The organism is Pseudoalteromonas sp. PAR1, assembly GCF_947311895.1.
GTDB classification, from domain to species: Bacteria; Pseudomonadota; Gammaproteobacteria; order Enterobacterales; family Alteromonadaceae; genus Pseudoalteromonas; species Pseudoalteromonas lipolytica_C.
Genome location: NZ_CAMZMY010000004.1, coordinates 177850 through 203784, shown reverse-complemented (window position 1 = coordinate 203784; position 25935 = coordinate 177850). Strand labels below are relative to the sequence as shown.

The following is a 25935-nucleotide window of genomic DNA, read 5'->3' as shown; positions in this document are numbered from 1 at the left end:
AGGCTTGTTGTAGTGAAGGAGTCTAGTGAATGCGGTTAAAGCTGTGTATTTGTGGTCTGCTTTTTCTATTGTTATGTTCTTCGGTCTTTGCACAAGAGACATTTGTATACACGAATGTCTCAGCGGAGCAAAACCTGCATGATGTTGGGCAAGTTTTAAGCGCAAACGATAATATGTTTCCGTCGTCAGTGGCTGAGACCTCTAAATGGCGCGCAAATAAAAAGCCACAATCTCGTATTAGCTCAGTTGGAGGCAGTTATTGGCTAATCGTTGAAATAGAAAATCAAAGTGAATTTGAAGATTTAGTACTTTATCCCTACAACACTCTTGTATCAAAAATTGAAAGTCGAATCTACGACATGACTGATCCAAACTCACCGGTTCAGCAGTTTGTTACAGGCGGTGTAAAACCAAATCAATTTGCCTTTCACTATGGTAACCGCTTATCTCTTGAAAAAGATAAACACTATACGCTAATCACTTATTTTGAAAGTGATTACTTTTATACCCCAGCAAAACTGGTACTAACACCTTATCAAGATTATTTTGAAACCATTACTCTTGAAAATATGATCATGATGCTCTGTTTTGGAGTGGGGATTGCGTTAGGACTTTATAACTTATTAATTTATTTAGTCTCACGTGATGTTACTCACCTTTACTATGCGTTATTTACGGCATCTTGGGTGTTTGCATGGAGTCATTTTTTTCATATATCAGACCAATTGTTTGGCTACTATAACCCGCACCTTCATTGGCTAGGTTTTGCCTTAACACCATTAACCAATATTCTGTTTTACAATAATTTACTCAAATTAAAAGAAACGTTCCCTAAGCTCGCTCAATTATCCTTAACGGTAGGGGTTATTGCGACTTTAGGCATCCCTTTTTGTGTTTTATGGCCAAGCTTTGGTCTTTATTGGGCGACATTAGTTACCGGTGTTGCTTTGTGTTTAGGCTTGTACATTGGTATTCGTTGTATGCTGATTGGCTTTAAGCCGGCACGTTATTTTGTGCTTGCCTATATTGCCATGATGCTACCGAACATGGTCGGGAATTTAACTAATTTAGGCTTGTTGCCAGCCACCTCAATTAATTTGTATTTATTGGGTTTGATAGGCACGGCAATGGACGCTATGTTGCTAGCATTTGCTGTTGCTGACAAGTTTAGGTTATTACATGATGACAACGTAGAGCTAAACAAAAACTTAGAAGAAAAAGTACAACTAAGAACCTTAGAGCTTGAAGAGTTGGCTGATGAATTACGAGATGCCAATGAAGCCAAAAGTCGCTTTTTGGCAAATATCAGCCACGAAATTCGTACCCCAATGACCTCAATAATTGGCTATGCAGACGGCATTATGCTTGGTGATATCAAGCCTCATGAGCGTAATCATGGTATTGGCGTTATTTTACAAAATAGCCGCCATGTTCTTGGGTTAATAAACGATATACTCGATATGTCAAAAATTGAGGCAAACAAGCTAGAGATTGATTTAGTCGAAACAGATTTGTTTGCCACCATTGCCAATATTGAGTCTTTGATCGGTAAGCAAATACGCGATAAAGGCTTAAAATTCAGTGTGGATTATCAGTTCCCGTTGCCAGACTACTTGATCACCGATCCGAGTCGTTTAAGGCAAATCTTATTAAACCTCACAACCAATGCCCTTAAGTTCACTCAAGTGGGGCGTATAACCTTAACGGTGAGCTGTCATAACGATAAGTTGTCGATAAGCGTAAAAGACACCGGTATCGGCATGACAGACAAAGAGCAACAAGCCTTGTTCAGTGCCTTTTATCAAGCGGATTCTAGTATTTCTCGCCAGTATGGTGGCACCGGGCTTGGCCTTAACATTTCAAAGAGCCTTGCGCAGAAATTGGATGGTGATATCAGCGTTAAAAGTAATGTGGGTTCTGGCAGTGAATTTATTTTCACCATGTCGGTGTACACCACAGATAACACACGTTGGCTCAATGACATGAGCGAAGTGAAGCTTATTGAAACCTCACCATTTAGTAAACTCGATGCGCCAGAAAATCTAAAAGGGCGCGTGCTACTTGCTGAAGACCACCCAGATAACCGACGTTTAATTGCACGAATATTAGAGCGTATGGGGCTGACAGTGACCACCGTTGAAAATGGCAAAGACGCTGTGCAAGCAACCCTCGAAGACAGCTTTGACCTTATTCTACTGGATATTCAAATGCCGATTATGGACGGTCAAGAAGCATTAAAAATGATGCAGGCAACAGGTGTTACTGCACCTATCATTGCCCTAACAGCCAATACTATGAAACATGAAGTCACCCGTTATATGAAACAAGGCTTTAATGATTTAATAGCCAAACCAATCGACAGAAATGGCTTTAGCCACAAAATTGCCAGCTATTTAGATTGTGATGAATTGGCAGACATCAAGTTGCCCGAAAAAGAATTTCAGGCCCTCAAAGATGACTATATTAAAGGCCTTGAAAGCCAGTATGTAGAAATGCGTGAACAGTACAAAAACATGGATATCGATGGTTTAAGTAGAAATGTGCATATGTTAAAAGGCGCAGCCAATATGTTCGAATGTGAAAAGCTTTATGTTAAGGCCGTTGCCGTAGATACTGCGCTGAAAAACGACACCGTCACGATTGATACACAACTTATCGCCTCGTTGTTCTGCGCTATGGAAGATGAAATAGCCAATGTCATTCACTAATAATTGATACATCAATTAGTTGAATGCTCGTTATTTCGCTATGAGCACAGACAAATTAGCTATTTCTTGATACTAATAATGTTAAAACATATTGCTTGGAAAGTTTGATGCAGTATCAACACATTTCGGTGCCAGCAAAGGGCGCACAAATTACTATCGATAGTAAAGGGCGATGGCATATTCCTGACAATCCGGTTATTGCTTATATTGAAGGCGATGGTGTTGGCCAAGATATTTCTCCTGTAATGCGTAATATTGTCGACGCTGCGGTGAGTCATGCTTATCAAGGTGATAAACAAATACATTGGATGGAAGTGTTCAATGGCGAAAAAGCTGCTGCGCTTTACGATGGTGATTGGTTCCCGCAAGAAACCTTACATGCTGTCAGGCAATATAAAATTGCTATCAAAGGGCCGTTAACTACTCCTCTTGGTGGTGGTTTTCGTTCTTTAAATGTGGCTCTTCGTCATGAGATGGATTTATTCGTTAACATGCGGCCCATTCGTAGTTATCCACACTTACCATCACCTTTAAAAGAACCAGAAAAAACCAATATCACTGTAATACGCGACAGCTCTGAAGACGTTTACTCGGGCATTGAGTGGCAGGCTGGCAGTATTGACAACGAACGTATGCTTGATTTTCTGTGCCAAGAAATGGGGGTCACCCGACTTCGTTTTGATAACCAATGTGGCATTGGCATAAAAAATAGCTCGAAAGAGGCTGCAGAGCGACTAATGCGTTACGCGCTCAACTTTGCCCTTAAAGAGCGCAGTGAATCACTGACGGTGGTGCACAAAGGCAATGTACTTAAATTTACCGATGGCGCGTTTAAACGCTGGGCATTTGCCCTTGCTGAGCAAGAGTTTAACGCTGTAGCGCATGAAAATGGTCGTTGGTTAGTGATCGAACGAGACGATCAAGATGATTTAATCATCAAAGAAGTGATTGCCGATAATATGCTACAACAAGCGCTGCTCACCCCAGAGCAATTCGATGTAGTGGTGACAACAAATCAAAACGGTGATTACCTGGCTGATATGCTTACAGCTCAGGTGGGTGGCGTGGGTATTATGCCTGCAGCAAATTTAAATAATGAAGTGGCTTTTTTTGAACCGACTCATGGTACATTTAATCGCATCGCCGGTGAAGACAGTGCAAATCCAACAAGCAGTATTTTAAGTGCGGTCATGATGCTACGTTTTATGGGCTGGCATCAAGCTGCGGATAACATTGAAAAGGCGCTTGAACAGACGCTTAGCGCAAATGAAATGACGTTTGATTTAGCTAACCTAGTAGCCGTTGCGACGATGCTTAGTTGCAGTGATTTTGCAAAAAGCATCATCGCTCGAATAAGTAACTCAAATAATTAACCATATTAAGCGGCATTGGCATTTTTAACAGCGTAGACACATGGTTTACCTGTTAATTGTGCTGCACGTTGGTAAATGTGCTCTGCACCTGGTTCGTTACTTGTTATGCCTGTTAATGTGTCCATTAACGCTACCACTAAAATTGCCGGTACTTGGCAACAGTATTCATCGAGCACTGCGGTTGTAGTTTGCGCATCTACATGACAATGCGGGTGAGAACGTACAGAGCTATATGCTTTTAACAGTGTGTCTGCTTGTAAAACATCATCATCTTGATGTTTGGTTTTACGGCATTGGCAGCCAAACTCATCAACCATCGTTGCCAGTGTTTGGTAAATTTCTTCGCAAGCTAAATCGCTTTTTTTACAAAGCTGCTGCTCGATGAATGAGTGTAATTGACCATTGATGTAAAGGCCGTCCTGTTGAGTGAATTGCGCTGAAGTTTCCATAATCATTTTCTCTTTGTTTATGTGCTTAACTTCACTCTAGCCCTTCACTCATTATTTATGAAATTGTTGTTTTCAATAACTGATATTGATTTAATCAATATTATGTTGTTTTTAGCGATCAGCCACCGTACCGGCAAAGGCAAGTAGCTCTCTGCGCAGCCACTGGTGCGGGTTTGCGTGATGTAACAAAGGGCTCCATAACATTTTCACTTCAATAGGAACTATTTGAAATGGCACTGGACTTATCACCAAATCAGTGTGTTTTGCTAATAACATGGCTTGGCGGCGAGGGAGTGTGGCGATAAGTTTTGGTGATTGGCACAGCAAGCTTGCCACCATGTAATGGCGGGTGAATACACGAATATTGCGGGTTTGTTCTAGTTGCCATAAGGCCTCATCGACCCAGCCGAGTTTTTGGCTGCCTGATTTATTCGTCACGGCCGCTTCTACGCCCCAACCAGCCCGATTCACCCAAATGTGTTCTTGAGCCAGATAGCCTTCAAGGTTTTGCTGCTGTAAATAAGGGTTGTCTGGGTGTGTTAAGCAGCAGTAATTGTCGCGCCACACACTGGCTTGATGGAATGAGCGGGGTAGGCCGTTAAAGCGATTAATTGCAAGGTCGATGGTGCCTTTTTCCATATCCTGAAGGTTAACATCGCTTGGGCTCAAAATATCAAAATTAAGCCCCGGATTTTTTGCTAGTTGCTGGGTGATAAACGGCGCAATAAGCGTTGATTCAAGGTAGTCGTTTGCCATGATCCGAAACGTAATATTTGCTGTGCTCGGGTCGAATATTTCACTTGGCTGAGTAATTTCTTCGGCCATTTTTAACAGTGATTCTATTTCAGGTTTGAGGCTGAGTGCTTTTGCAGTTGGCGTCATTGTGCCTGCGGCTCTCACTAATAATGGATCATCAAATAAATCACGCAAACGTTTAAGTGCGTTACTCATTGCAGGTTGAGTCAAAGCCAGTTTATTGGCGGCTTTAGACACACTTTGTTCATCAATGAGGACATTTAAATACACCAATAGGTTGAGGTCGACGTGCCTAATATTCATTTGATCAATCTTATTTATTATCTTTATTAATTACCTAAATTAAAGCGCGCTTGCTATTGTGTGTAAACAAGGCAACTAAAATAATCAGCATAAGCGATAAAAATAATGCCACAGCAGAGTTCACATTTGGCTGTTAAATCACACAGCGAACAGTTAAATCAGGTCGTAGCGACTAAGCTTGCCCGTGCGGTGTATGCTGGCTTTGAGGCTATGTTTGCAGAATTTTTAAATATTACCCTCGGTGCGCAAAGTCGCTTTGAACAGCGCCAGTGGCATCAAGTTCAAGGGGCTATGAAATCGCGATTGCAGGTTTACGAGGGGCAAGTCAAAAAGGTAAGCCAAGCGGTAAAAATTATTGCTTATAGTGAAGTGGACGACCCAGCGCTTTGGCTATTAGCCAAACAAATATACGCAGAGATGGTGCAAAGCCACGAAAATCAGCCCATTGCTCATACGTTTTTTAATTCAACCTTCGGTGCAATCTGGGACTCTCGAAAAATCCGCAATGTGCACTTGTTTGTATTAAAAGCGCGCTATCAATTGGGGCCAAGGCCCTTTGATTCATTGGTTAGCCGTATTTCCCTGCAAAATGGCTTTGAAACTGCGATCAGCAGCTTGATCAAACGTCATGTGTTTCGCTCAGAATACGCTAACTTTGCTGATGATGTTGCCATGTTACAGCGCACCTTGATTGCTGGAGCAAAACAGCAATGCCCACAAGTTTATGAGCTGCTTGCTCTTAATGATGGCTATATTGAATACGCTAATTCATTGTTTTTTAGAAATAAAGCCTGTTACATCATAGGTCGCTGTATTGCTAAAAATGGCGATAACATGCCATTTGCGATTGCGCTATTAAACAGTGAAAAAGGTCTGCACATTGATGCTGTGATGATGGGAGCTGATCAACTCAGCTTGTTGTTTGGCTTTGCGCGTACATATTTTATGGTCGATACTGACCAACCCGCCCGATACGTTGATTACCTCAGTGTATTAATGCCTCATAAGCAACGCTTTGAGTTGTTTAATGCCATAGGCTTTATCAAACACGCGAAAACCGAGTTTTATCGTTACAAAGTTGATACCACCCGTAATAGTCCTGTTGACGATAAATACACACTTGCGCCGGGTACGCCAGGCATGGTGATGCTGGTATTTACCACCCCAGGCTCAGATTATGTGTACAAGGTAATAAAAGATAAATTTAGCGCACCAAAAACGGCCACCAAGCAACAAGTAATGGCCAAGTACGACTTTGTTAAACAAGCCGACCGAGTTGGCCGGCTAGTCGATACCCATGAATTTCGCTATTTAGCGTTCGATTTGAGCCGGTTTAGTGAAGAGCTCATACAAACTATGCAGCAGCAAATTGCTGATAGCCTAGTGATTTCGGGAAATGCACTTATTTTGCGCCATGTGTATGTAGAGCGCAAAATGACACCGCTTAATTTGTACATCAACGACTGTGATGAGCGAAAACTGCAGCAAGTTATGGTTGATTACGGTAAGGCAATAAAAGAGCTCGCGGGGGCTAATATCTTTCCCGGTGATATGCTGATGAAAAACTTTGGTGTTACACGTTGGGGAAGAGTGGTGTTCTATGATTACGATGAAATTTGCCCTTTGACAGAGTGTCAATTTAGAGAGCTGCCAAAAACAGAGGATTCATTGGATGAACTCAGTAGCGAGAGCTACTTCGATATTGCCGAAAACGACGTATTTCCGAGCCAGTTTAAAGTGTTTTTTAGTGCCAATAAGCGGGCCTTTGAGCACTTTAATGCAGCCCATCAAGATATATTTACAGCTACTATGTGGCAGCAACTCCAAGCGGCTATAAACGATGGGCAATTGCTTGATGTATATCCTTATAAACAGTCTTGGCGTTTTTCTTCGATGAGAGCTCAAATGAAAAAATCTCATCCTACAACTGTTTAATAGGAACATAGTGTTAGCGTATGCTATTGAAAAATTGCTAAGGAACGCACTATGAAAAACACACTGTTATTATCGAGTTTATTTATTTCGTCTATGGTAAGCGCCAATCCGTTATTAGGTAGCTGGCAATTTGTTGAAGGCAAATATGCAACCAATGACGGCTATGTGACGGCAAAAGCGCCAGAAATTACCTCTGTTAAACTGATTACACCCAGTCATTTTAGCTATATCACCCAAAAGCAAGGCAACTTTCATTATGCTGGTGGCGGCAAATATGTTTTGCAAGACCAGCAATTTATCGAAACTTTTTCCTATGGTAATGTACCTTCATTACTTGGTAAGACCATGGCATTTGATTACAAAATAGAAGGTGATTTGTGGCACCACACCTTGTATGAAAATGGCAAATTAGTCGAAGCTGAGGTCTGGCAACGAATTAAATAGAAGGTGATATGCGTTATATTAAGCACGAAGACTCACAGTTACATTTTGCGCAAACAGATAAACCAACTCTAAAAGATAACGAAGTTCTTATTGCTGTAGCGGCGATCGGCGTTAATCGCGCAGATTGTTTACAGCGACAGGGCAAATATCCAGCACCCAAAGGTGACAGTGAAATATTAGGTTTAGAATGCGCCGGAACCATTGTTGAGCAAGGTAGTGCAGTATCGGGTGACCTGCTTAATAAGCGCGTTTTTGCCTTGTGTGCGGGTGGTGCTTATAGTGAATATGTTGCCGTTGATGCTGCGCAAGTGATGCCTTTACCAGATGAAATGACAATGGCAGAGGGCGCAGCTATCAGCGAAGTATACTTAACGGCTTTTTCTGCTTTGTTTCAATTTGGTCAGCTTAAAGCAGGGCAAACGGCACTGATCCATGCGGGAGCCAGTGGTGTAGGTGGTGCGGCAATTCAAATGGCAAAGCGCGCAGGCGCTCAAGTAGTGATTACCGCGGGTAGCGATGAAAAGTGCGAGCATGCCAAACAGCTTGGCGCAGACCATACTATCAATTATAAAACCACCGACTTTGTAGAATATTTTAAAGCCAATAATTTACAGGCCAATACCATTGTTGATCCTGTATCAGGAAGCTATTTAAATAAAAATGCTGCTGTTGCAGCCATGGATTGCCAAATTGTGATGTTAGCATTTTTAGATGCACGCTTTGCTGAGGTTGACTTTGCAAGGCTACTTAGTAAGCGGATTTCATTTCATGCATCAACGTTACGTAACCGTTCAATTGAATTTAAGCGCGATTTAAAAGAGCAGTTTATATCGCGCTTTTATGATGATTTGGCTAAAGGGTTGTTCGATTGCAATATCTATAAAACCTTAAATTGGCAAGAGGCAAATGAGGCGCACCGCATTTTAGATAACAACGAAAATTCGGGAAAAGTGGTTCTGTTAGTTGAATAACAGCAATTTGCCCATATTATTGGTTTTATTAGTAGTTAAAAGTAAAGGTTAGTATGAACCCAATTATTGCAATGCTCAAAGAGCACAATGTCAGTGACGAAAAAGTGCGTGAGTTGTTCCAAGCGTTTATGGAAAACCCAATGATGGCAATGGGTTTGGTTCAACAGTTAGGTATTCCACCAGAGAAGCTTCAGCAACTGATGGCATTAGTGATGACTCAGCCACATCTTATTAAAGAAGCGGCTGAATCAGTTGGCATCAGTGATGATGAAGTTGAACAAGCCAAAGCGCAGTTCAAAAATCAGCAGTCATAAAATTGAATGATTCGAATTGAAAAAAGGTTAGCTATTTGGCTAACCTTTTTTGTTAGTATTATTGATACGAAAACACGTCGTCCAGTTTTTTATCAAACAACTGTGCAATCTTAAAAGCCACCTCAAGAGAGGGGGAATATTTACCTTTTTCAATCGCTACAATGGTTTGCCTTGAAACACCAACAGCCTCTGCTAATGCTTGTTGCGTCATTTCATTGTGATGAAATCGAAGTTCTCGAATGGTATTACTGAGCTGTTTTGTCATTTAGCTGTCTCTTCGATATAAATACGCTTTGCTAGTAATAGTAATAATTTCACTCACTAAAAAACCAATAATAAGAAAGTGCATAATATTATATAGATCAGAGACCTCAGGTAACAGCATACGCCCAGACACACGCTCAATTTGCGTTGTTAAAAATACACACATTAAAATAATTGCAGAGCAAAACCAATGACCAAGTTTGGTGCTTTTTAGCTCAATAAGCTTATCGCGCTCATCATCTCCTAAGTCTGCTTCTTTGTGTTTAATACCCGCAAGCACAGATTGCATAATGATCTCTAAGATCACCGCTACTACAACAACCTTATACAAATAAGACACCATGGTATCTTGGTTAAGCTCACCTGCATCTTGAAGTGAATTAATCCCTAAAAGGTAATAGCTTAAAAGGCCAATGGTTACCACCAAGGTGCCCCAAATTGTCATTTCTTTGTAGCTCATCGTTATTATCCAATGTAAAAAATATTTGACTTGATGTTAAGTAAACTACTCATTACTTGTGGTGTCAAATAATTTTGACATCATGTATGGTATTTTTATCATTGACGTATTTCGTTACATTTAGTTAAGAACTAATTCGAACCGCAGTGGCTCTTATGAAAACAAACAACAAATAAGGAACGAATATGAACTGGCTTTTGAAAGTATGGAAAAATAACCGCTCTTTGATTTTATTTATCTGCTTGATGAGTGTTTTTAGAAGTGCGGTGGCTGATTGGTATGAAGTGCCAACAGGTTCAATGAACCCGACCATCGTTGAAGGGGATCGAATTTTAACGGATAAAATGGCTTATGATCTGCGTGTGCCATTTAGTCATATTTCGCTAATGCGCACAGATGAGCCAAAAGCCGGTGATATCATTGTATTTGACTCTAAAGCTGCAAATAATCGCTTAATAAAGCGTGTCGTTGGCGTGCCGGGAGATACAGTGACATTAGTAGATAATAAATTGATCATTAACGGCAAAGCGCTTGATTACGAACTAGATAATGATGAGCAACAGCAGCAGACACTTATTGAAAACCTTGCTGGTGTTCAACACGCTATTCAAGTATCAAAAACGCCTTCGGTGATGCAGCATTTTGCCCCTGTCGTTATCCCCAAGGACATGTATTTAGCGATGGGCGATAACCGCGATAATAGTGCAGACTCGCGAGTAATTGGCTTAGTGCCTCGCAGTGAGTTATTAGGTAAAGCTAAAAGAGTGCTTGTATCACTCGATTATGATGATTATTACTTACCTCGAAAAGAGCGGGTTTTGCATGATTTATACTTAGCACCTTAGCTAAACAAAAAAACCGTTGTGCCTAGACACAACGGTTCTTTTATAAGCTAGTAATTGTGCAATTACATTACACGCATACCAGGCTCTGAGCCTTCATCTGGGTTAAGAATATAAATTTCTTTACCGCCAGGGCCTGCTGCTAATACCATGCCCTCAGACATACCAAAACGCATCTTACGAGGCTTAAGGTTCGCTACCATAACCGTTAGCTTGCCTTCGATGTCTTCTGGTGCATACGCAGATTTAATACCTGCAAATACTTGGCGCGTTTCGCCACCTAAATCTAAAGTTAGTTTTAATAACTTATCTGCGCCTTCAACATGTTCTGCTTTAGCAATTTTCGCTACACGTAAATCAACTTTAGCAAAGTCGTCAAATTCGATTTCAGGGCTGATTGGCTCTTTAGCTAGTGGGCTGTTTGGATCAATCTTGTCTTTTTCAGCAACTAGGCTTTCTTTTGATTCTTCAATCATTTTGTTTACTTTATCCATTTCAACACGTTGCATTAATGGTTTGAACTTATTAATTGCGTGACCAACAAGCGCAGTTTGCGCGCCTTGCCATGTTAAACCGTCGTTTAAGAAGGCTTCAACGTTTGCTGCCATACCTGGCAGAACAGGTTTTAAGTAAGTGATAAGTACGCGGAACATATTCAAACCAAGTGAGCAAACATCGTGTGCTTCTTGTTGTTTTGTTTCGTCTTTAATTAACACCCACGGCGCTTTAGCATCAATGAATTGGTTTGCTTTATCAGCAAGGGCCATGATTTCACGAATTGCACGGCTGTAATCACGGTTTTCATAGTGATTTGCGATGCTTGCAGAAGCTGCTTGGAACTCACCTAATAGCGCTTCGTCCATTACGGCGTCGCTAAGCTTGCCGTCAAATTTCTTCGTGATGAAACTTGCACAACGACTTGCGATATTAACCACTTTACCTACTAAGTCTGAGTTTACACGCAGTGCAAAGTCTTCAAGGTTTAAATCAAGGTCAGTGATGCCGTTATTTAGTTTTGCTGCGTAGTAATAACGAAGATACTCAGGATCTAGGTTATCAAGGTAAGTACGCGCTTTTACAAAGGTGCCCTTTGATTTAGACATCTTCGCGCCATTTACAGTCACAAAACCGTGTGCAAAAACATTAGTAGGTTTTCTGAATTTTGCACCATCTAACATTGCCGGCCAGAATAGGCTGTGGAAATAGATAATGTCTTTACCAATGAAGTGGTAAAGCTCTGCATCTGAGTCTTCGCGCCAGAATGCATCAAAATCAATCCCTTTTTTGTCGCACAGGTTTTTAAAGCTCGCCATGTAGCCAATTGGCGCATCTAACCATACGTAGAAATATTTACCCGGTGCGCCAGGGATTTCAAAACCGAAGTAAGGTGCATCACGGCTGATATCCCACTGCTGTAAGCCATCAGCAAACCATTCATCAAGCTTGTTTGCCATTTCTTGTTGAATCGTACCTGAGTGTAACCACTCTTTAAGCATGTCTTCAAAAGCAGGAAGGTCGAAGAAGTAATGCTCCGAATCTTTTAAGATTGGCTCAGCGCCCGACATTACAGAGCGTGGGTTGATAAGTTCAGTTGGGCTGTATGTAGCACCACAAGAATCACAGCTGTCGCCGTTTTGATCTTCAGACTTACACGTTGGGCAAGTACCTGTTACAAAGCGATCAGGTAAGAAGATACCTTTCTCTGGGTCGAAAAGTTGAGAAATAGTATGCTTTTTAATGTGACCCGCTTCATTTAAACGATTGTAGATTAGCTCGCTAAAGTGACGGTTTTCTTCACTGTGCGTGCTGTGATAGTTATCAAACTCAATATTGAAATCAGCAAAGTCACGTTGACGTTCAACACTGACGTTTTTAACCATCTCTTCTGGCGTGATCCCTTGCTTTTGCGCATTAAGCATAATTGGTGTGCCGTGAGCATCATCCGCGCAAACGTAGTAGGTTTCATGACCTTGTTGTTTTTGGAAACGCGCCCAAATATCAGTTTGGATGTATTCTAGTAAATGACCTAAGTGAGTCGGGCCATTGGCATAAGGTAATGCGCTAGTAATCAGGATCTTTCGCTGTGCCATAATCATTCCGAATTGAGATTAGTTCGATGCAAACATGCACGAATATCATTATTTAATCCATTGCCAGTTGTTTATATACAAGCTAAAGCAATGATATTATCTAATTGTCTGGTTTTAATGCCTTGAATGTTACATAATTCCGCAGCACTTTTCATCAAAGAAACGCTAATTTATTGCTATGTTTGGACTGTCAAAACTATTCTCAAGTAAATCGGCTGAAAAAGCGCCTATCATTGCTGCCTTAGCCGCCTATCGTAGTAGCGCATTTGCTATTGGCATTGAGCAAGACTGGCTCGAAGAGCTAAATCAAAACAGCGATAAAAGCTGGCAAGTCAAATTAAGCCTACCTTTTGCTGGCTGTGGCGAAATCAACGAAATTGAAAAGTTTGTCAGTGATAAACTATCTGTGCCTGTGTCAATTACTGCTCAGGTCAGGTTACCGAACGTATATAGTTTTAAGCAAATAAAACATATTGTACTCGTTGCGTCAGGCAAAGGTGGAGTAGGAAAATCAACGACGGCAGTGAATCTTGCTTCGGCTTTACAGCAAGAGGGTGCACAGGTTGGTATTTTAGATGCCGATATTTATGGTCCGTCTATTCCTCTGCTATTGGGTCTACAAGGAGCTGAGCCTAAAACAGAGGATAATAAAAACTTACTTCCTTTTGAGGCACATAACCTCAAGGCGCAGTCGATCGGCTTTTTAGTACCAAGTGATGATGCAACTGTTTGGCGTGGTCCTATGGCATCAGGAGCACTTAATCAATTAATGAACGAAACTGCTTGGGGAGAGCTTGATTATCTAATCGTTGATATGCCACCTGGCACAGGTGACATTCAATTGACCATGAGCCAAAAAGTACCTGCTAGTGGTGCGGTTATTATTACCACTCCTCAAGATTTAGCCTTAGCCGATGCGCAAAAGGGCATTGCTATGTTCAATAAAGTGAACGTCCCCGTGCTTGGCTTAATTGAAAACATGAGTTACTTCTTATGTGGTCATTGTGGGCAACCAAACCATGTTTTTGGCAAAGATGGCGCTGTAACATTGGCTCATCGCCATGGTGTGCCTGTGCTGGCTAATATCCCATTGGCAATTGAAATTCGAGAGAGCTCAGAGCAAGGTGATCTGATAGCGCAGGATAGTGCGGCTGAAATAAGTTGTACTTATAAAACGGCAGCTCGGGTCCTTGCTAGTAGTTTATATTATCAACAAGCCCAGACCAGCAAAGTAGATATTGTTATTACAGAAGACTAATTATTGAAATTTAGTCATTAATTAGTGTGTATTTTGCATTGGTTTTTAATGAAATAATCTTATTTTATTTGGCATCCTCCTGTATTTACGCATTACTGAAGCATGATTGATAAATTTAGGAATAAACTCGGTTTATTTGTTAATAATTTATTGACGTTTTAGTAACCTTGTCATACTCTATGTAAGCGCTTACATTTTTGTTCTTTTTTATTTGACCTCAATTGTAAGCGCTTACAAATTGGCTGAAACTAATATTTGTTATTAATATCAGCTGTAAACTAACAAACACAGAATGTTAGGGTTCAATGCAATGAACAAAATAAAAACACACTTAACGCAACTCGCTATGGCACTATCTGTGGCGACGTTAGCAGGCTGCGGTGGCTCTGCCACAGACACAAAAATCGATACCATTGACCCAAGTGAGCCCGTTTCAGATTGGGTTGTGGTATGGGAAGACAACTTTGATGGCGATTCCATTGATGAGGGCAAATGGAATTTTGAAATAGATTGCGCTGGCGGTGGTAACAATGAAAAGCAATGTTATACCGACAGTGAAGAAAATGCATTCGTAGCTGATGGTATTCTAAACATCGTTGCATTACCTGCAGAAGAGGGTGCTGCAAAACCTTATACCTCTGCGCGCATTAACACACGTTACAAAGCTGATTTTAAATATGGACGCTTCGAAGTCCGTGCCAAACTTCCAAGTGGTCAAGGCTCATGGCCTGCATTTTGGATGATGCCAACAGATGAAGTGTATGGTGGTTGGCCACGCTCTGGTGAAATTGATATCGTTGAGTCGGTTAACTTGAAAGTCCCAACAGATGACGGTGTCGAGTCAAATATCTACGGTACGCTTCACTATGGTAAAGAGTGGCCAAATAATGATCAAAGCGGTAAGGCTTATACATTTGATCAAGGCACTAACCCAGCGGATGATTTTCATACCTATGCAATTGAATGGCAAGAAGGTGAAATTCGTTGGTATGTAGACGACTATCTATATGCAACACAGCGCAAATCAGAGTTACTTTACAATGCTAAAGGCGAAGCTCTGGCACTTAAACACAAAGGTTGGTACACAGAGTACTTTGATCAAACAACCGGTGAGTTAACAACTTTCTGGGATGCATCTCCTTATGACCAAGAGTTTTATTTAATCTTAAACTTTGCTGTAGGCGGTGACTGGCCAGAAAACGTTAATGCAACGGGCATTGACGCAAGTGCATTTGAAAATGGTCAAACTTTTGAAGTTGACTATGTTCGTGTTTACGAATGTGCGCAAGACCCAGATACAGGCAAAGGCTGTGAAACAGTTCGCCCTGGTTACGATAATTTAGAAGATGCACTAGTACAAGGTAAAGCTCCTGCACCTACACCACCTAGTGATGGTACAGTAACACCGCTTACTATTTTTGATAGCAGCTTTAACCCTAACTGGCCTGCATGGGATTGTTGTGGCGGTTCAACTCCTGCACTTGTTGAAGATGCTGAGCGCGGTGATGTTGTTGAATTTGTTGTGGGTGCATCACCAACGGTAAATGGTTTCATTAGCCGTGATGCATTTATTACCGATGAAAACGGCCAAGCCACTCCTTATGACGCAAGCGCTATGCTAGAAGACGGTTATGTGCGTTTTGATATGCAAGTGACTTCATTACCTTCTACTCCTGATGCACCTTGGCTTTTCAAAATTGAAAGTGATGAAGGCGCGACAGCCGTTGAGCTAAACCTAAGCGCTAGCACTGAAGGTGTTAGTCCTGTAGCTGGTGAGTGGCAAACATATACCTTCCCATTACAAACATTAGCTGACGCAGGCCTAAATGTATCTTTGATTGATGTTGTAATGATTTTCCCTGCATGGGGTCAAGGTGAAGGCGCTGTTTACCGTGTTGATAATGTTGAAATCACTAACGGTGGTTCAACAACATTACCTTCACTAACACTGTTCACTGATGAGACTAACCTAGACTGGCCTCTGTGGGATTGCTGTGCGGGCTCAACACCTATTGAAGTAGTTGATGATGAAGAGCATGGTGTAACTGCTGAGTTTTCTATTGGTGCAACGCCAACAGTAATGGGCTTTATTAACCGCACCTCATCAGGTGGTAGTGGTACTCAATTTGATGCGACTTCGCTTGTTGATGACGGTATGTTGCAATTTGAGATGAAAATAACATCGCTACCATCAACTCCTGATGCACCATGGATGTTAAAGGTAGAGTCAAATGAAGGGGCAACAGCGGTTGAAGTTAACCTTAATACGAGTACTGAAGGTGTTGATCCGGTTGCGGGTGAGTGGCAAACCTACACATTCCCTGTAAGCACACTACTACAAGCTGGTTTAGATGTGAGTGCTATCGATGTCATCATGATTTTCCCTGCTTGGGGTCAAGGTGAGGGTGCTGTGTACCGCATAGATAATGCACGTATTTATGCACCGCAGCCGCAATCAGATCTCACTTTATTTGCAGATAGCGTAGCTGACCAATGGAGCATTTGGGATTGTTGTGCTGGTAGTACACCAACTGTAGAAACAGACGACGAAGCACACGGCTCAGTTGCTGAGTTTCAAATTGGTGCTCAACCAACTGTAATGGGTTTCTTAGCAGCAGATGGCGTGAGTTTTGATGCATCACACATGTTATCTCAAGGTGTAGTTCGTTTTGAAATGAAAATCGTTTCAAACGCAAGTAACCAAGATGCGCAGTGGTTATTTAAAATCGAATCAAACGATGCAGGGCAAGCTGTGGAGCTTCCACTAAGTGCAAGCCAAGAAGGTGTCGAGCCAGTGGTTGGTGAATGGCAAACATACACATATACACTTGCCGATTTACTAAGTGCAGGCCTTGATATTAGTGCAATCGACGTTGTTATGGTGTTCCCTTCATGGGGCATGGGTGAAGGTGCGGTTTACCGTATCGATAATGCAGTCATTGCGAATCCTTAATTAACACTGGCAACAATGGTGGGTGCCAAACTGGCACCTACATACCATGGCAACAAATTGCAAAAGCAGGTAAATCATGAAAAGCACAAAATTTATTAAAACGCCTCTTGCAGCTTCAGTGGCGATGATCTTAACCGCAGGGTTTGGCACTATGCCGATGGCTTACGCGCAAGATGAGCAAGCTGACAAAGAAATAGAAATTATTGAAGTAAAAGGTATTCGTGGCAGTTTGATCCGCGCCATGGATATGAAACGCGATGCTACAGGTGTAGTTGATGCGATTTCGGCAGAAGAAATGGGTAAATTCCCAGATACTAACTTAGCCGAGTCACTGCAACGTATTACCGGTGTATCTGTTAGTCGTTCAAACGGCGAAGGCAGCGAAATCACAGTGCGTGGTTTTGGCCCTGAGTTTAACCTGGTAATGCTTAACGGCCGTCAAATGCCGGGTACTGGTTATACACGTTCTTACGCCCTTGAAAATATCGCCGCTGACGGTGTAAGTGCACTTGAAGTTGCAAAATCAGGTCAAGCAGATGTACCAAGTGGTGGTCTTGGGGCAACAGTAAACATTATAACGACTCGCCCTTTAAATAGCCCAGGTGAAAAATTTAGTTCGTCTATTAAGGCTATTCACGACTCGTCAAATGAAAAAGGGGATGATGTAACTCCTGAATTCTCAGCGATGTACAGTAATACATATGTTGATAATTCAGTTGGCTTTGCCGTTTCATTCTCACATCAAGAGCGTGATTTCCAACAACAAAGCGCAAACATTCAAGGCTGGCAAGCGAATGTAGATTTACCATCATTAGATGAAGGTGACTACATTGACCCACGCCCAGTAGATAGTGAAGGCAACCGTGTTGGTAACCATTTCTTTCCAAAAGATATGAACTACAGCATTGCTGATGTTGAACGTGAGCGTACTAACGGCCAAGTGACTTTACAATATGCACCAGTTGAAAACTTCACTGCAACGGTTGATTACACGGCAAGCCGTGCAATTACAGGCGTTGAAACAACAGGTTGGGGTATTTGGAATGAGTTTGGCAGCAACATTAATAGCTATGAGCTAGATGAAAATGGTACTGCACTTTATGCCGATATTAGTGGTAACGATGGTTCATTTACTGCAAGCCGTGGCACTACAGAAGTAAAAGCACGCTCAATTGGTTTAAATTTAGAGTGGCAAATCAACGATGCGTGGGAAGTTGAGTTCGATTATCACGATTCGAAGAATGAAACAGACAATGGTGCAGATGACGGTTTAGGTTCTGACGGCCAGATCATTCTTGGTTCTGACCAACTCCGTAGCAAGGTGTATGACTATCGCACTGGTGAAATCCCACATGCGTATGTGAATTGGAAAAACGGTACTACTGTACTTGATCCAAGTGAAATTGATTCTAACTTCAGCCAGTTTATTTATTCGCCGGGTGAGTCTAATGTAGAGCAAGCGCAGCTTCATGCTACGTGGTTAAATGACAGCTTTGAAATTCCACTTGTTAAAGTGAAATTTGGTGCTGCCAATACCAAGCAAACTATGGGTGGTTTTACTGCGTGGAGTGGCTTACGTGGTGGTCCTGGCTTTAACCCATCATTTACAGAGATCTTCCCAGACGGTATGTTCACTTATAATGATACTGGTGACATGCTAGATCAGTTCGCTGGTGGTGGTAGTGCCCTTGAACCAAATTACTATTACACATATAGCTTTGAAGAAGCTTTGGCTCGTCAGCTTGCTTTTTTAAACGAAGATTTATTGGGCGATAACCAATACTCAATTGACCCATTTTTTGATGGTATCGACAGTGAAAGCTATGTAGAAGAAAAAACGCAAAGCTTCTACGTCAATACACTTTGGGAGTTTGAGTTATCTGACTACTTTGTTCAAATTAATGCAGGCTTACGTTACGAAGAGACTGATGTAACCAGTACGGTTCGTCAACGTGTTGAAAGCCAAGTTAACTGGGTGAGTGCATCTGAATGGATCATGCAATACGAAACTGGTGGTACAGATAACTTTTACCAAGAAGAAGGTAATTATGATATCTGGTTACCGAATATCGACGTAAAAGTTGAGATCACAGATGAACTTGTTGGACGTGTTTCGTGGGGTAAAACCATGGCACGTGCACCGCTTGGTAACCTTGCTGGTGGTCGAAGCTTAACTGGTAGTCCAAAACCAGGTTCGCGTACAGGTGGTCAAGGTAATACTAACCTGTTGCCGTTTGAGTCAACGAATTTAGACTTATCGCTTGAGTATTACTATGGCGAAGGCAGCTATGCATCAGTTGGCTACTTCAAAAAAGACGTTGATAACTTTATTCAAACGCAAATTACTGAAACAACGATAGAAGGTCTACATGACATTCTAAATGGTCCACGTTATCAAGAGGCCGTAGCTTCAGTTGAAGCACGCGGTGAGCAAGCAACGAGTGATGCAATCTTCAATGAAATGCTGGCACTTGGTTATGGTAATGCGGATGGTGCTATCGAGCCAACTAGTGCAGACCCACTAATGGTATGGAATATTTCTCAGCCACAAAATACTGATAGCAAATCGGTAGATGGCTTTGAAGTTGCTGTACAGCACTTGTTTGGTGAAAGTGGTTTCGGTTTAGGTGTTAACGCTACATTTGTAGATGGTGATGTTGAATTTGATGTTAATAGTTTAACACAGCAAGCGCCTTTATCAGGTTTGAGTGATTCTGCTAACTTCCAAGCATTCTACGATAAAGACGGCTTGTCAGTTAAAGTTACTTACGCTTGGCGTGATTCGTACTTGATTGGTGTTGGTCAAGCGCAAGGCTCATCTGATGCGCCGCCACAATTTGGCGATACGTTTGGTCAATGGGACTTAAGCGTTAACTACGACATTAATGAAAACATGACAGTTTTCTTTGAAGGTATAAACCTTAACAACGAAACTGAACGTGGTTATGGCCGTTATGAAGAGCAGTTCTTATTTGCTCGTCAATACGGACCTCGTTACACAATCGGTGCACGTTATAGCTTTTAATCTCATATGAACCCTAATGAGAACCAAAGCCGCTCAATGAGCGGCTTTTTATTTTAGTAAATATAAAAAGGATACACAGCGCTTAAAAAAGTTTATTGCGACTGAAAAAGTAAGCTGAAAAATAGCAGAAAATAGCAATGCCGGGGTTAATTAATAAATTGGGCATAAACACAATGTCGGTTTCACCATAACAATAAAGATAAAAGACCATGGTGAGTAATGAAGGTAGCGGGAAAAAGAAAGTTTCGTTTGCGACTAGGCCAACCACCGACCAGCTTGTTAGTAACAATGAGCCAATGAAGACGAGAAAGCCGTGCCAAATTTCTTGTTTTTTAGCGTAGTGTTTGGCGATTAAAATAGCAACAACACATGCTGGCAATGTTATTACGGATAAAATAACGTAATCCATAACAACTCATCCTCACTTTCCCTGTAATTCGGCAATTAGAACAAAACTCATGACTTCAGATAAATCAGAAACAGCTGATGTTGTTACCTGAGAAGACTTATTTAATCGAGATTTATTAGCGCAACACGCTGCTGATTTGTGTAATATATGTCACACTATGTCCATTCCATTTTGCTTAACTGCTACACAATAAACTCTTTGTGTTTTTAAGTTTAAGCTTAGCGTGTTTTTTCAGCTTAAAATCATATGTTTAAGTTGTTTTAGGTAGAATAATAAATGAGATTATCAGATACCCATATTCAGCAGTATATTGACGAAGGCCGTATAGTTATTGAGCCTACACCGAGTAAAGAAATGATTTCAGGTGTGACGGTGGACTTGCGTTTGGGCAATAAATTTCGAGTTTTCCAAGATCATACCGCAGCTTATGTTGACTTAAGTGGTCCAAAAGATCAGCTAAACAAGGCGATGGAATCCATTATGAGTGATGAAATTGTGCTTGCTGAAGAAGAAGCTTTTTTCCTTCATCCAGGTGAATTAGCTTTGGCAATTACCTATGAAAAAGTATCTTTACCTGCTGATATTGTAGGTTGGTTAGATGGTCGTTCATCGTTAGCACGACTTGGCTTGATGGTACATGTAACTGCACATCGTATTGATCCCGGTTGGTCAGGAAATATTGTTTTGGAGTTTTATAACTCAGGTAAATTGCCATTAGCGCTACGCCCAATGATGAAGATTGGCGCTATGAGTTTTGAAACCATGACAAGTCCTGCTGAGAACCCTTACAACACACGTAAAGATGCAAAATATAAGGATCAAAACTCAGCTGTTGCAAGTCGAATAAGCGATGATAATAAGTAAAGTATTGTGTGGCTTTTAGTGCCACACGCCCATACGCCTAAACTTTTTACCTAATTAAAGTCTGCATAATTGGCAATTTAAGCGTATTACCCCCATACTTTTAGCTGGTGTTTAAAGCACGGAGCTAAAATGCATTTTATTGGCAAGCACATCCATCGGGTTGTTAGAACGCTGCTCATAACAATGTGTTGTGTATTTTTACACAGCTTTAGTACCTTTGCTGCCAATGAGAGTTCATCGATTTGGCTGCTTGACTCTGCCGAGCCTCTTGCCAAATTAAGTCAATCGCTGGAACAATCACTTCAAAATGCAGAACAGCTAAACGCTCTCGAAAGCAGTTCAATCCGCCTTGCCCCGCAAACATCCCACTGGTTAATAATCGATTTATTGCAACTACCCGACAATAAAAATTACGTTGTTTATCTAGGTGAGCCAAATTTAACCTGGGTAAAGTTTTATCTGTTAGATGAAAATTCTCAGGCTACCAATAATCAGCGGCTCGCCTCACTTGAAAGCTTATCGAATGTGCGACCACATTGGTTAATAGAGCATAGTCAAGGTCATCGCTGGGCACTGGTTAACTTTGAGCACGATAGGGCGCTGACTATAGAAGTTGGGGTAGTTGCTGCTAAAACCTTTGAAATAAACTTACATCAAATCATTTTAAGCTATGGCGCTATTTTAGGTGTGCTGATTATATGCATGTTTGTGTGCGCTATTTATTTTGTGGTATCGCAGCAACCAAAATACCTGCTGCTGAATGCTTACTTCGTACTGGTTAGTATCGGATTTTTGATTGATAACGGGCTAATAAGCTATTTCGTTAATGGCATAGATTGGGAAGCAAAATGGCCTGTTAATGAGTTTGCATTATATTTTGCGAGCTATTTCTTATATCACTTTCTGGCAATCCATACCTATAAACCCCGCTTTAAAAAAGCGTGGCAAGTAATGATGGCTTGTTTACTCAGCGCGGCCGTGTTGTCATCACTATTGCCTCAGTTTAATCATCAATGGTTATTTATAGTTTCATGTATTGGGTTTTTAAGTTTTGCAGCTGCTGTATTTTTTAGTGTAATGAAGCGAAAAAATAGCCGCACCTATCTACGTGTATTTATGTTAATGACGATTGTGACTCAGGTGCTTAGTTTATTCATTTGGAATGGCTTTGGTATTGGTTACCATGGTGTTCATAACACCATTTTGCTTATCACATCACTGGCGATATGTTCCGTGCTGTTACTTAAAGATCGTCAGCAAATAGCGGCATTTAATTATTCGATGCTGCATGATGCGGAGACTAAACTGCCTAATAAGCAATTTTTGCTCGCACAAATGATGAAAAAAGTATCGCAGAAACAGCACTTTTCTGTCTTATTATTTAAACCACATGTTCTTTCAAATGCGCGTTCTACGTTTGGTTTTGAGCAAGCAAATATTTGTATCAATGAAAGATTAAGTATCTTAAATACTCAGCTACAGACCATGAATGCATTAAAGCTTGAAATTCAAGCCAGTAGAAGTGCATGGCTTGCTCATGTTGATGACAGTACATTTGGTTGCTTAGTGATAGGAGAATTAGAACTCAGTCATATAGAGCAGTTTGCATGTTTGATCCATGGGGTATTTGAAGAAGGGCTCACCCATGAAGGTATTAATTTAGTCGATAGTGTTGATATTGGTGTTGCCTATTATCCGATGCACGGCAATACCGCGAAGCAAATTTTACAATGTGCCATACAAGCAATGTCTGAAAAACGTTTACAAGGTGAGCGTTGGCGAATGTTCGACTCTGAGAGTGCGCGGCTTTCTGAACAAAGATTATCGATTGCCGCAGGACTTAAAATGGCGATAGATGAAAATCAGTTAAGCTTACACTTTCAACCACAGGTTTGTTTGAAAACAGGCAAAGTAGTGGGCTGTGAAGCTCTCTTACGCTGGCATCATCCAGTATTTGGTGCAGTGAGCCCTGATGTGTTTATTCCAATTGCAGAGTCTGCGGGGGTGATCAATCAGCTCACTGAATGGGTGGTCGAAAATGGAATTCAGTGGCAAGCGAAGTTTTGCACACTGATACCCGATCACGTTATTTCCATTAATATTTCGGCTAAAGATCTATTAAATAAAGACTTACCTGTGCTGTTAATCACCATTTTAAATGAACAAAATGTGCGTGCCGAGTCGGTTATGCTGGAGCTGACTGAGTCAGCTACATTAGAGGAGAGTAAAAAGATTAAAGCCACACTCGATGACTATCGTTTAATTGGCTTAAAACTCGCGATTGATGATTTTGGAACAGGCTATTCTTCACTTGCTTATTTAAGTCAACTTGGCTTTGATGAAGTGAAAATAGATAAACAATTTGTGTTAAATCTGCCGTTTTCAGTAAATGATCAGAGTATCTGTCGGGCAACTTGCGACATTGCTGCCACACTAGGCGCGCAGGTGGTTGCAGAAGGAATTGAAGATCAGCAAAGCCTAACTATGCTGCAAAGTTATGGCTGCCAGTTTGGACAAGGGTATTATTTTTCAAAGCCGCTTTGTGCTGATGATTATTTAGCTTGGATTAGTGAGGTGCAGAAAGTTGAACTTAGTTTTGATGCAACAGCGAACCTAGTTGATTAAAGTAATTTAGCAGTGCTGCAAAGCAGCGCATCGCATGCTGCTCATCTGGATAGATTAAGCCACTTGTTGATAAACCACTTACCAAAAAGCTATTTTTTATATCAGGGTGCATGGCAATGCACTTTTCAAAACAGCGAGCTGCGAGTTCCTCAGGCATGCTCATATATAACTGTTTTACTTGCTGATCAAAAGCCATAGATTGTTTTACATACTCATTTGGGTTTGCACCTGAGTTATCTAAAAAAACCTGATGATAAAAATCATTTAAGCGCTGATTAAGTGGGTGACTTAAATCTGGTGACTGTTCGAGCCATAAGGCAGAACAAAACTGCATGCTTTTTCTATTCACAAATAAATGTTGGCAGATATGATGATCAAAGGCATGAAACCATTCGTGTGCAAGTGCGCCACCCCCGGCATTTTTAGCCAGTGCTAACGTTTGGCTATGGGCATTATAATGTGCTTGTACGCCTTTTTGGCCGCCATGACCAAAAGCAAAATTAAGCTTACCCCGCAGACCAATAGCTGTTGGCGGTAAGCTCAATATTTGAGCAAGATCGGCTAGGGCATCATAAATTAAATTAGCCGCGAGTAGACGCTCTTGTTTGTTCACCCAGCTACCCACTAACATAGTACGAAACCCAAACGTGTCACGAATGTCATTGAAATCAACTTGATCATCAAAGCGGTAGTCGGGGCCTTGGCGATTAAAACCTGCACTCAATCGTTTAGAAACACGCATTAAAGATATCGAGCCCTTACATCTTCTGGCATGTGCTTAGTTTGCTTGTCAACTAATGCTGCGAGTAATTTATACAATGGCGTAACGTCAAGCTGTTCAATTAAGTGAAGACTATGGGCTACAGCCTCCAATGTTGACAAGCTATCTTCACGGGGAGCTTTTCGTATTAAATACTGATTTTGAGGTAGTTGCTTAAAACTAACGGTCTTAAACTGTTGTAAACTAGGGGTAAGTTGGCGCATTTTAAATGCTTTTTTCCACGTGCCATCTATAACAATCAGATGTGTTAATGTTTGTTTAAATATATTCACTTCTGAGCTTTGCTCATCAAGACACCATGCGTCATGGCTTGGGTATAAAACAGCAGTGCTAGATTTTGGCAAAGTTTGCAGCGAAACAAAGTCTTGCTCAGATTCTCCAGCAATAATTTGGCAATTGGCTAAGCCTAAATTCAATAAATGCGCCGTGTTTTTAGTAATTTTTTCCTCACTTGGGTGGCGTAATATAATGATTTTTAGTCTATTATTGATTATGTTTATAGAATCACATAAGCAAGTTTTAGTAGAAAAGCCACAGTGGGAGCATAATTCTCTAGCCATATAAACTCGGAATACGGTAAAAGTATCCATAGTATACATGAGCTTAACCTACAAAGCAGGTTTGCTTTTTGACTAAGAACAGCTAAAGTTGCGGTTCTAGTTTTATGTTTTTGATTGAGGGATAAAAATGACGACAATCACCATAGACGAAAGTGCACTTGAAGGAATGGAATCGCTTTTAGGTGATCAGTTTGCAGATACCTTGAGCTTTTGTTGTAGTGAGTTTCAGCGACTAGGTTCAGAGGTGTTAGCTAACATAGGCACCGATACTGAAGCTGCAGCACGCCATGCACATAGCTTAAAGTCAAATGCGGCGCAATTTGGCGCGCAAAGTTTGTCAGAAGTTGCTCAAGCGATTGAACATGCTTTAAACGAAAGTGATTTCGCAACGGCTGAGCAAAAAGCTGGCTATTTAGATGAGCAAGTTATAGGTTCAGTTGAAAAATTACAGGCTTGGTTTACTGGCCGTTAAAAACTTGAATTTATTTCAGTTGTAACTTCAAAAATCCACTAGCATGGTGGCCCTTTACTGGGGTAGTCTAAAGGCTCAT

General features: G+C 41.2%; 21 protein-coding genes. 13 read left to right on the top strand and 8 right to left on the bottom strand.

The annotated features are described in order from the left end of the window. The first annotated feature begins 29 nt into the window (after positions 1-29). Positions 30-2708, top strand: coding sequence for a 7TM diverse intracellular signaling domain-containing protein (locus QL229_RS04925; RefSeq protein WP_281546511.1), 2679 nt, complete (start codon positions 30-32; stop codon positions 2706-2708). 107 nt (positions 2709-2815) lie between these two features. Continuing rightward, positions 2816-4081, top strand: a complete 1266-nt coding sequence (icd, locus tag QL229_RS04920) for an NADP-dependent isocitrate dehydrogenase (protein ID WP_281546510.1) — start codon at positions 2816-2818, stop codon at positions 4079-4081. A 5-nt stretch (positions 4082-4086) separates the two neighbouring features. On the opposite strand, the gene QL229_RS04915 is transcribed toward icd, so the two are convergent. Together QL229_RS04915 and QL229_RS04910 are read right to left on the bottom strand one after the other, a co-directional pair. Beyond that, the gene (locus QL229_RS04915; RefSeq protein WP_138557355.1) at positions 4087-4530 is read right to left on the bottom strand and encodes a hypothetical protein; all 444 of its coding nucleotides are present in this window, start codon (positions 4528-4530) and stop codon (positions 4087-4089) included. Between the two features lie 111 nt (positions 4531-4641). Next, complete coding sequence (locus QL229_RS04910; RefSeq protein ID WP_105180795.1) at positions 4642-5589, bottom strand: LysR family transcriptional regulator; 948 nt, start codon at positions 5587-5589, stop codon at positions 4642-4644. Between the two features lie 105 nt (positions 5590-5694). Here QL229_RS04910 and aceK point away from each other — a divergent pair, with 105 nt between their 5' ends. Genes aceK through QL229_RS04890 form a run of 4 tightly spaced genes read left to right on the top strand, consistent with a single transcriptional unit; the run spans position 5695 to position 9253 of the window. After that, the gene (gene aceK / locus QL229_RS04905) at positions 5695-7524 is read left to right on the top strand and encodes a bifunctional isocitrate dehydrogenase kinase/phosphatase (protein WP_138557356.1); all 1830 of its coding nucleotides are present in this window, start codon (positions 5695-5697) and stop codon (positions 7522-7524) included. Positions 7525-7575: 51 nt separating this feature from the next. Then, the gene (locus QL229_RS04900; protein ID WP_171040403.1) at positions 7576-7968 is read left to right on the top strand and encodes a hypothetical protein; all 393 of its coding nucleotides are present in this window, start codon (positions 7576-7578) and stop codon (positions 7966-7968) included. 8 nt (positions 7969-7976) lie between these two features. Further along, on the top strand, positions 7977-8939 hold the full coding sequence (locus QL229_RS04895) for a zinc-binding dehydrogenase (protein ID WP_138557357.1): 963 nt from the start codon (positions 7977-7979) through the stop codon (positions 8937-8939). 53 nt (positions 8940-8992) lie between these two features. Next, positions 8993-9253 carry a DUF2999 family protein gene (locus tag QL229_RS04890; protein WP_054561248.1) on the top strand — a complete coding sequence of 87 codons (261 nt, stop codon included), beginning with the start codon at positions 8993-8995 and terminating at the stop codon, positions 9251-9253. Between the two features lie 58 nt (positions 9254-9311). Here QL229_RS04890 and QL229_RS04885 read toward each other — a convergent pair whose 3' ends face one another. Together QL229_RS04885 and QL229_RS04880 are read right to left on the bottom strand one after the other, a co-directional pair. Beyond that, complete coding sequence (locus QL229_RS04885) at positions 9312-9518, bottom strand: helix-turn-helix transcriptional regulator (RefSeq protein ID WP_054552938.1); 207 nt, start codon at positions 9516-9518, stop codon at positions 9312-9314. Beyond that, on the bottom strand, positions 9519-9977 hold the full coding sequence (locus QL229_RS04880) for a hypothetical protein (RefSeq protein ID WP_138557358.1): 459 nt from the start codon (positions 9975-9977) through the stop codon (positions 9519-9521). A gap of 185 nt (positions 9978-10162) precedes the next feature. Here QL229_RS04880 and lepB point away from each other — a divergent pair, with 185 nt between their 5' ends. Then, on the top strand, positions 10163-10822 hold the full coding sequence (lepB, locus tag QL229_RS04875) for a signal peptidase I (protein ID WP_138557359.1): 660 nt from the start codon (positions 10163-10165) through the stop codon (positions 10820-10822). Positions 10823-10884: 62 nt separating this feature from the next. Here lepB and metG read toward each other — a convergent pair whose 3' ends face one another. Beyond that, positions 10885-12909, bottom strand: coding sequence for a methionine--tRNA ligase (metG, locus tag QL229_RS04870; RefSeq protein WP_138557360.1), 2025 nt, complete (start codon positions 12907-12909; stop codon positions 10885-10887). 178 nt (positions 12910-13087) lie between these two features. Between metG and apbC the strand changes: the two genes are divergently transcribed. The 3 genes from apbC to QL229_RS04855 all read left to right on the top strand — a co-directional run bounded on the left by apbC (position 13088) and on the right by QL229_RS04855 (position 20145). Beyond that, positions 13088-14167, top strand: a complete 1080-nt coding sequence (gene apbC, locus QL229_RS04865; RefSeq protein ID WP_235382506.1) for an iron-sulfur cluster carrier protein ApbC — start codon at positions 13088-13090, stop codon at positions 14165-14167. Positions 14168-14477: 310 nt separating this feature from the next. Next, positions 14478-17120: a glycoside hydrolase family 16 protein gene (locus QL229_RS04860; RefSeq protein ID WP_253039532.1), complete on the top strand. Its 2643-nt coding sequence runs from the start codon at positions 14478-14480 to the stop codon at positions 17118-17120. A gap of 76 nt (positions 17121-17196) precedes the next feature. Continuing rightward, positions 17197-20145 carry a TonB-dependent receptor gene (locus QL229_RS04855; RefSeq protein WP_135925167.1) on the top strand — a complete coding sequence of 983 codons (2949 nt, stop codon included), beginning with the start codon at positions 17197-17199 and terminating at the stop codon, positions 20143-20145. Positions 20146-20227: 82 nt separating this feature from the next. On the opposite strand, the gene QL229_RS04850 is transcribed toward QL229_RS04855, so the two are convergent. Continuing rightward, complete coding sequence (locus QL229_RS04850) at positions 20228-20554, bottom strand: hypothetical protein (RefSeq protein ID WP_135925164.1); 327 nt, start codon at positions 20552-20554, stop codon at positions 20228-20230. A gap of 276 nt (positions 20555-20830) precedes the next feature. On the opposite strand from QL229_RS04850, the gene dcd reads away from it, so the two are divergent. Both dcd and QL229_RS04840 read left to right on the top strand, forming a co-directional pair. Beyond that, the gene (gene dcd, locus QL229_RS04845) at positions 20831-21418 is read left to right on the top strand and encodes a dCTP deaminase (RefSeq protein WP_281546509.1); all 588 of its coding nucleotides are present in this window, start codon (positions 20831-20833) and stop codon (positions 21416-21418) included. 129 nt (positions 21419-21547) lie between these two features. Further along, positions 21548-24043 (top strand): EAL domain-containing protein, encoded by a 2496-nt coding sequence (locus QL229_RS04840; RefSeq protein ID WP_138557363.1) that lies wholly within the window; start codon positions 21548-21550, stop codon positions 24041-24043. On the opposite strand, the gene QL229_RS04835 is transcribed toward QL229_RS04840, so the two are convergent. After that, a complete protein-coding gene (locus QL229_RS04835; protein WP_138557364.1) occupies positions 24009-24785 on the bottom strand; it encodes a CLCA_X family protein in 777 nt (258 codons plus the stop codon). The genes QL229_RS04840 and QL229_RS04835 overlap by 35 nt on opposite strands. Then, positions 24785-25384: a tRNA-uridine aminocarboxypropyltransferase gene (locus QL229_RS04830; protein ID WP_138557380.1), complete on the bottom strand. Its 600-nt coding sequence runs from the start codon at positions 25382-25384 to the stop codon at positions 24785-24787. Before QL229_RS04830 ends, QL229_RS04835 begins: the two co-directional genes overlap by 1 nt. A 127-nt stretch (positions 25385-25511) precedes the next feature. Here QL229_RS04830 and QL229_RS04825 point away from each other — a divergent pair, with 127 nt between their 5' ends. Beyond that, positions 25512-25856: an Hpt domain-containing protein gene (locus QL229_RS04825; protein WP_135925156.1), complete on the top strand. Its 345-nt coding sequence runs from the start codon at positions 25512-25514 to the stop codon at positions 25854-25856. Positions 25857-25935: the final 79 nt, after the last annotated feature.

What these genes read in the sequence shown, in the direction of transcription:
- QL229_RS04900 (WP_171040403.1), top strand. Translation starts at nt 7,576, where the DNA reads ATGAAAAACACACTGTTATTATCGAGTTTATTTATTTCGTCTATGGTA.
- QL229_RS04910 (WP_105180795.1), bottom strand. Translation starts at nt 5,589, where the DNA reads ATGAATATTAGGCACGTCGACCTCAACCTATTGGTGTATTTAAATGTC.
- QL229_RS04830 (WP_138557380.1), bottom strand. Translation starts at nt 25,384, where the DNA reads ATGGCTAGAGAATTATGCTCCCACTGTGGCTTTTCTACTAAAACTTGC.
- QL229_RS04825 (WP_135925156.1), top strand. Translation starts at nt 25,512, where the DNA reads ATGACGACAATCACCATAGACGAAAGTGCACTTGAAGGAATGGAATCG.
- QL229_RS04885 (WP_054552938.1), bottom strand. Translation starts at nt 9,518, where the DNA reads ATGACAAAACAGCTCAGTAATACCATTCGAGAACTTCGATTTCATCAC.
- apbC (WP_235382506.1), top strand. Translation starts at nt 13,088, where the DNA reads ATGTTTGGACTGTCAAAACTATTCTCAAGTAAATCGGCTGAAAAAGCG.
- QL229_RS04850 (WP_135925164.1), bottom strand. Translation starts at nt 20,554, where the DNA reads ATGGATTACGTTATTTTATCCGTAATAACATTGCCAGCATGTGTTGTT.
- QL229_RS04895 (WP_138557357.1), top strand. Translation starts at nt 7,977, where the DNA reads ATGCGTTATATTAAGCACGAAGACTCACAGTTACATTTTGCGCAAACA.
- QL229_RS04915 (WP_138557355.1), bottom strand. Translation starts at nt 4,530, where the DNA reads ATGGAAACTTCAGCGCAATTCACTCAACAGGACGGCCTTTACATCAAT.
- QL229_RS04925 (WP_281546511.1), top strand. Translation starts at nt 30, where the DNA reads ATGCGGTTAAAGCTGTGTATTTGTGGTCTGCTTTTTCTATTGTTATGT.
- metG (WP_138557360.1), bottom strand. Translation starts at nt 12,909, where the DNA reads ATGGCACAGCGAAAGATCCTGATTACTAGCGCATTACCTTATGCCAAT.
- dcd (WP_281546509.1), top strand. Translation starts at nt 20,831, where the DNA reads ATGAGATTATCAGATACCCATATTCAGCAGTATATTGACGAAGGCCGT.
- QL229_RS04880 (WP_138557358.1), bottom strand. Translation starts at nt 9,977, where the DNA reads ATGAGCTACAAAGAAATGACAATTTGGGGCACCTTGGTGGTAACCATT.
- QL229_RS04890 (WP_054561248.1), top strand. Translation starts at nt 8,993, where the DNA reads ATGAACCCAATTATTGCAATGCTCAAAGAGCACAATGTCAGTGACGAA.
- QL229_RS04855 (WP_135925167.1), top strand. Translation starts at nt 17,197, where the DNA reads ATGAAAAGCACAAAATTTATTAAAACGCCTCTTGCAGCTTCAGTGGCG.
- icd (WP_281546510.1), top strand. Translation starts at nt 2,816, where the DNA reads ATGCAGTATCAACACATTTCGGTGCCAGCAAAGGGCGCACAAATTACT.
- aceK (WP_138557356.1), top strand. Translation starts at nt 5,695, where the DNA reads ATGCCACAGCAGAGTTCACATTTGGCTGTTAAATCACACAGCGAACAG.
- QL229_RS04860 (WP_253039532.1), top strand. Translation starts at nt 14,478, where the DNA reads ATGAACAAAATAAAAACACACTTAACGCAACTCGCTATGGCACTATCT.
- QL229_RS04840 (WP_138557363.1), top strand. Translation starts at nt 21,548, where the DNA reads ATGCATTTTATTGGCAAGCACATCCATCGGGTTGTTAGAACGCTGCTC.
- QL229_RS04835 (WP_138557364.1), bottom strand. Translation starts at nt 24,785, where the DNA reads ATGCGTGTTTCTAAACGATTGAGTGCAGGTTTTAATCGCCAAGGCCCC.
- lepB (WP_138557359.1), top strand. Translation starts at nt 10,163, where the DNA reads ATGAACTGGCTTTTGAAAGTATGGAAAAATAACCGCTCTTTGATTTTA.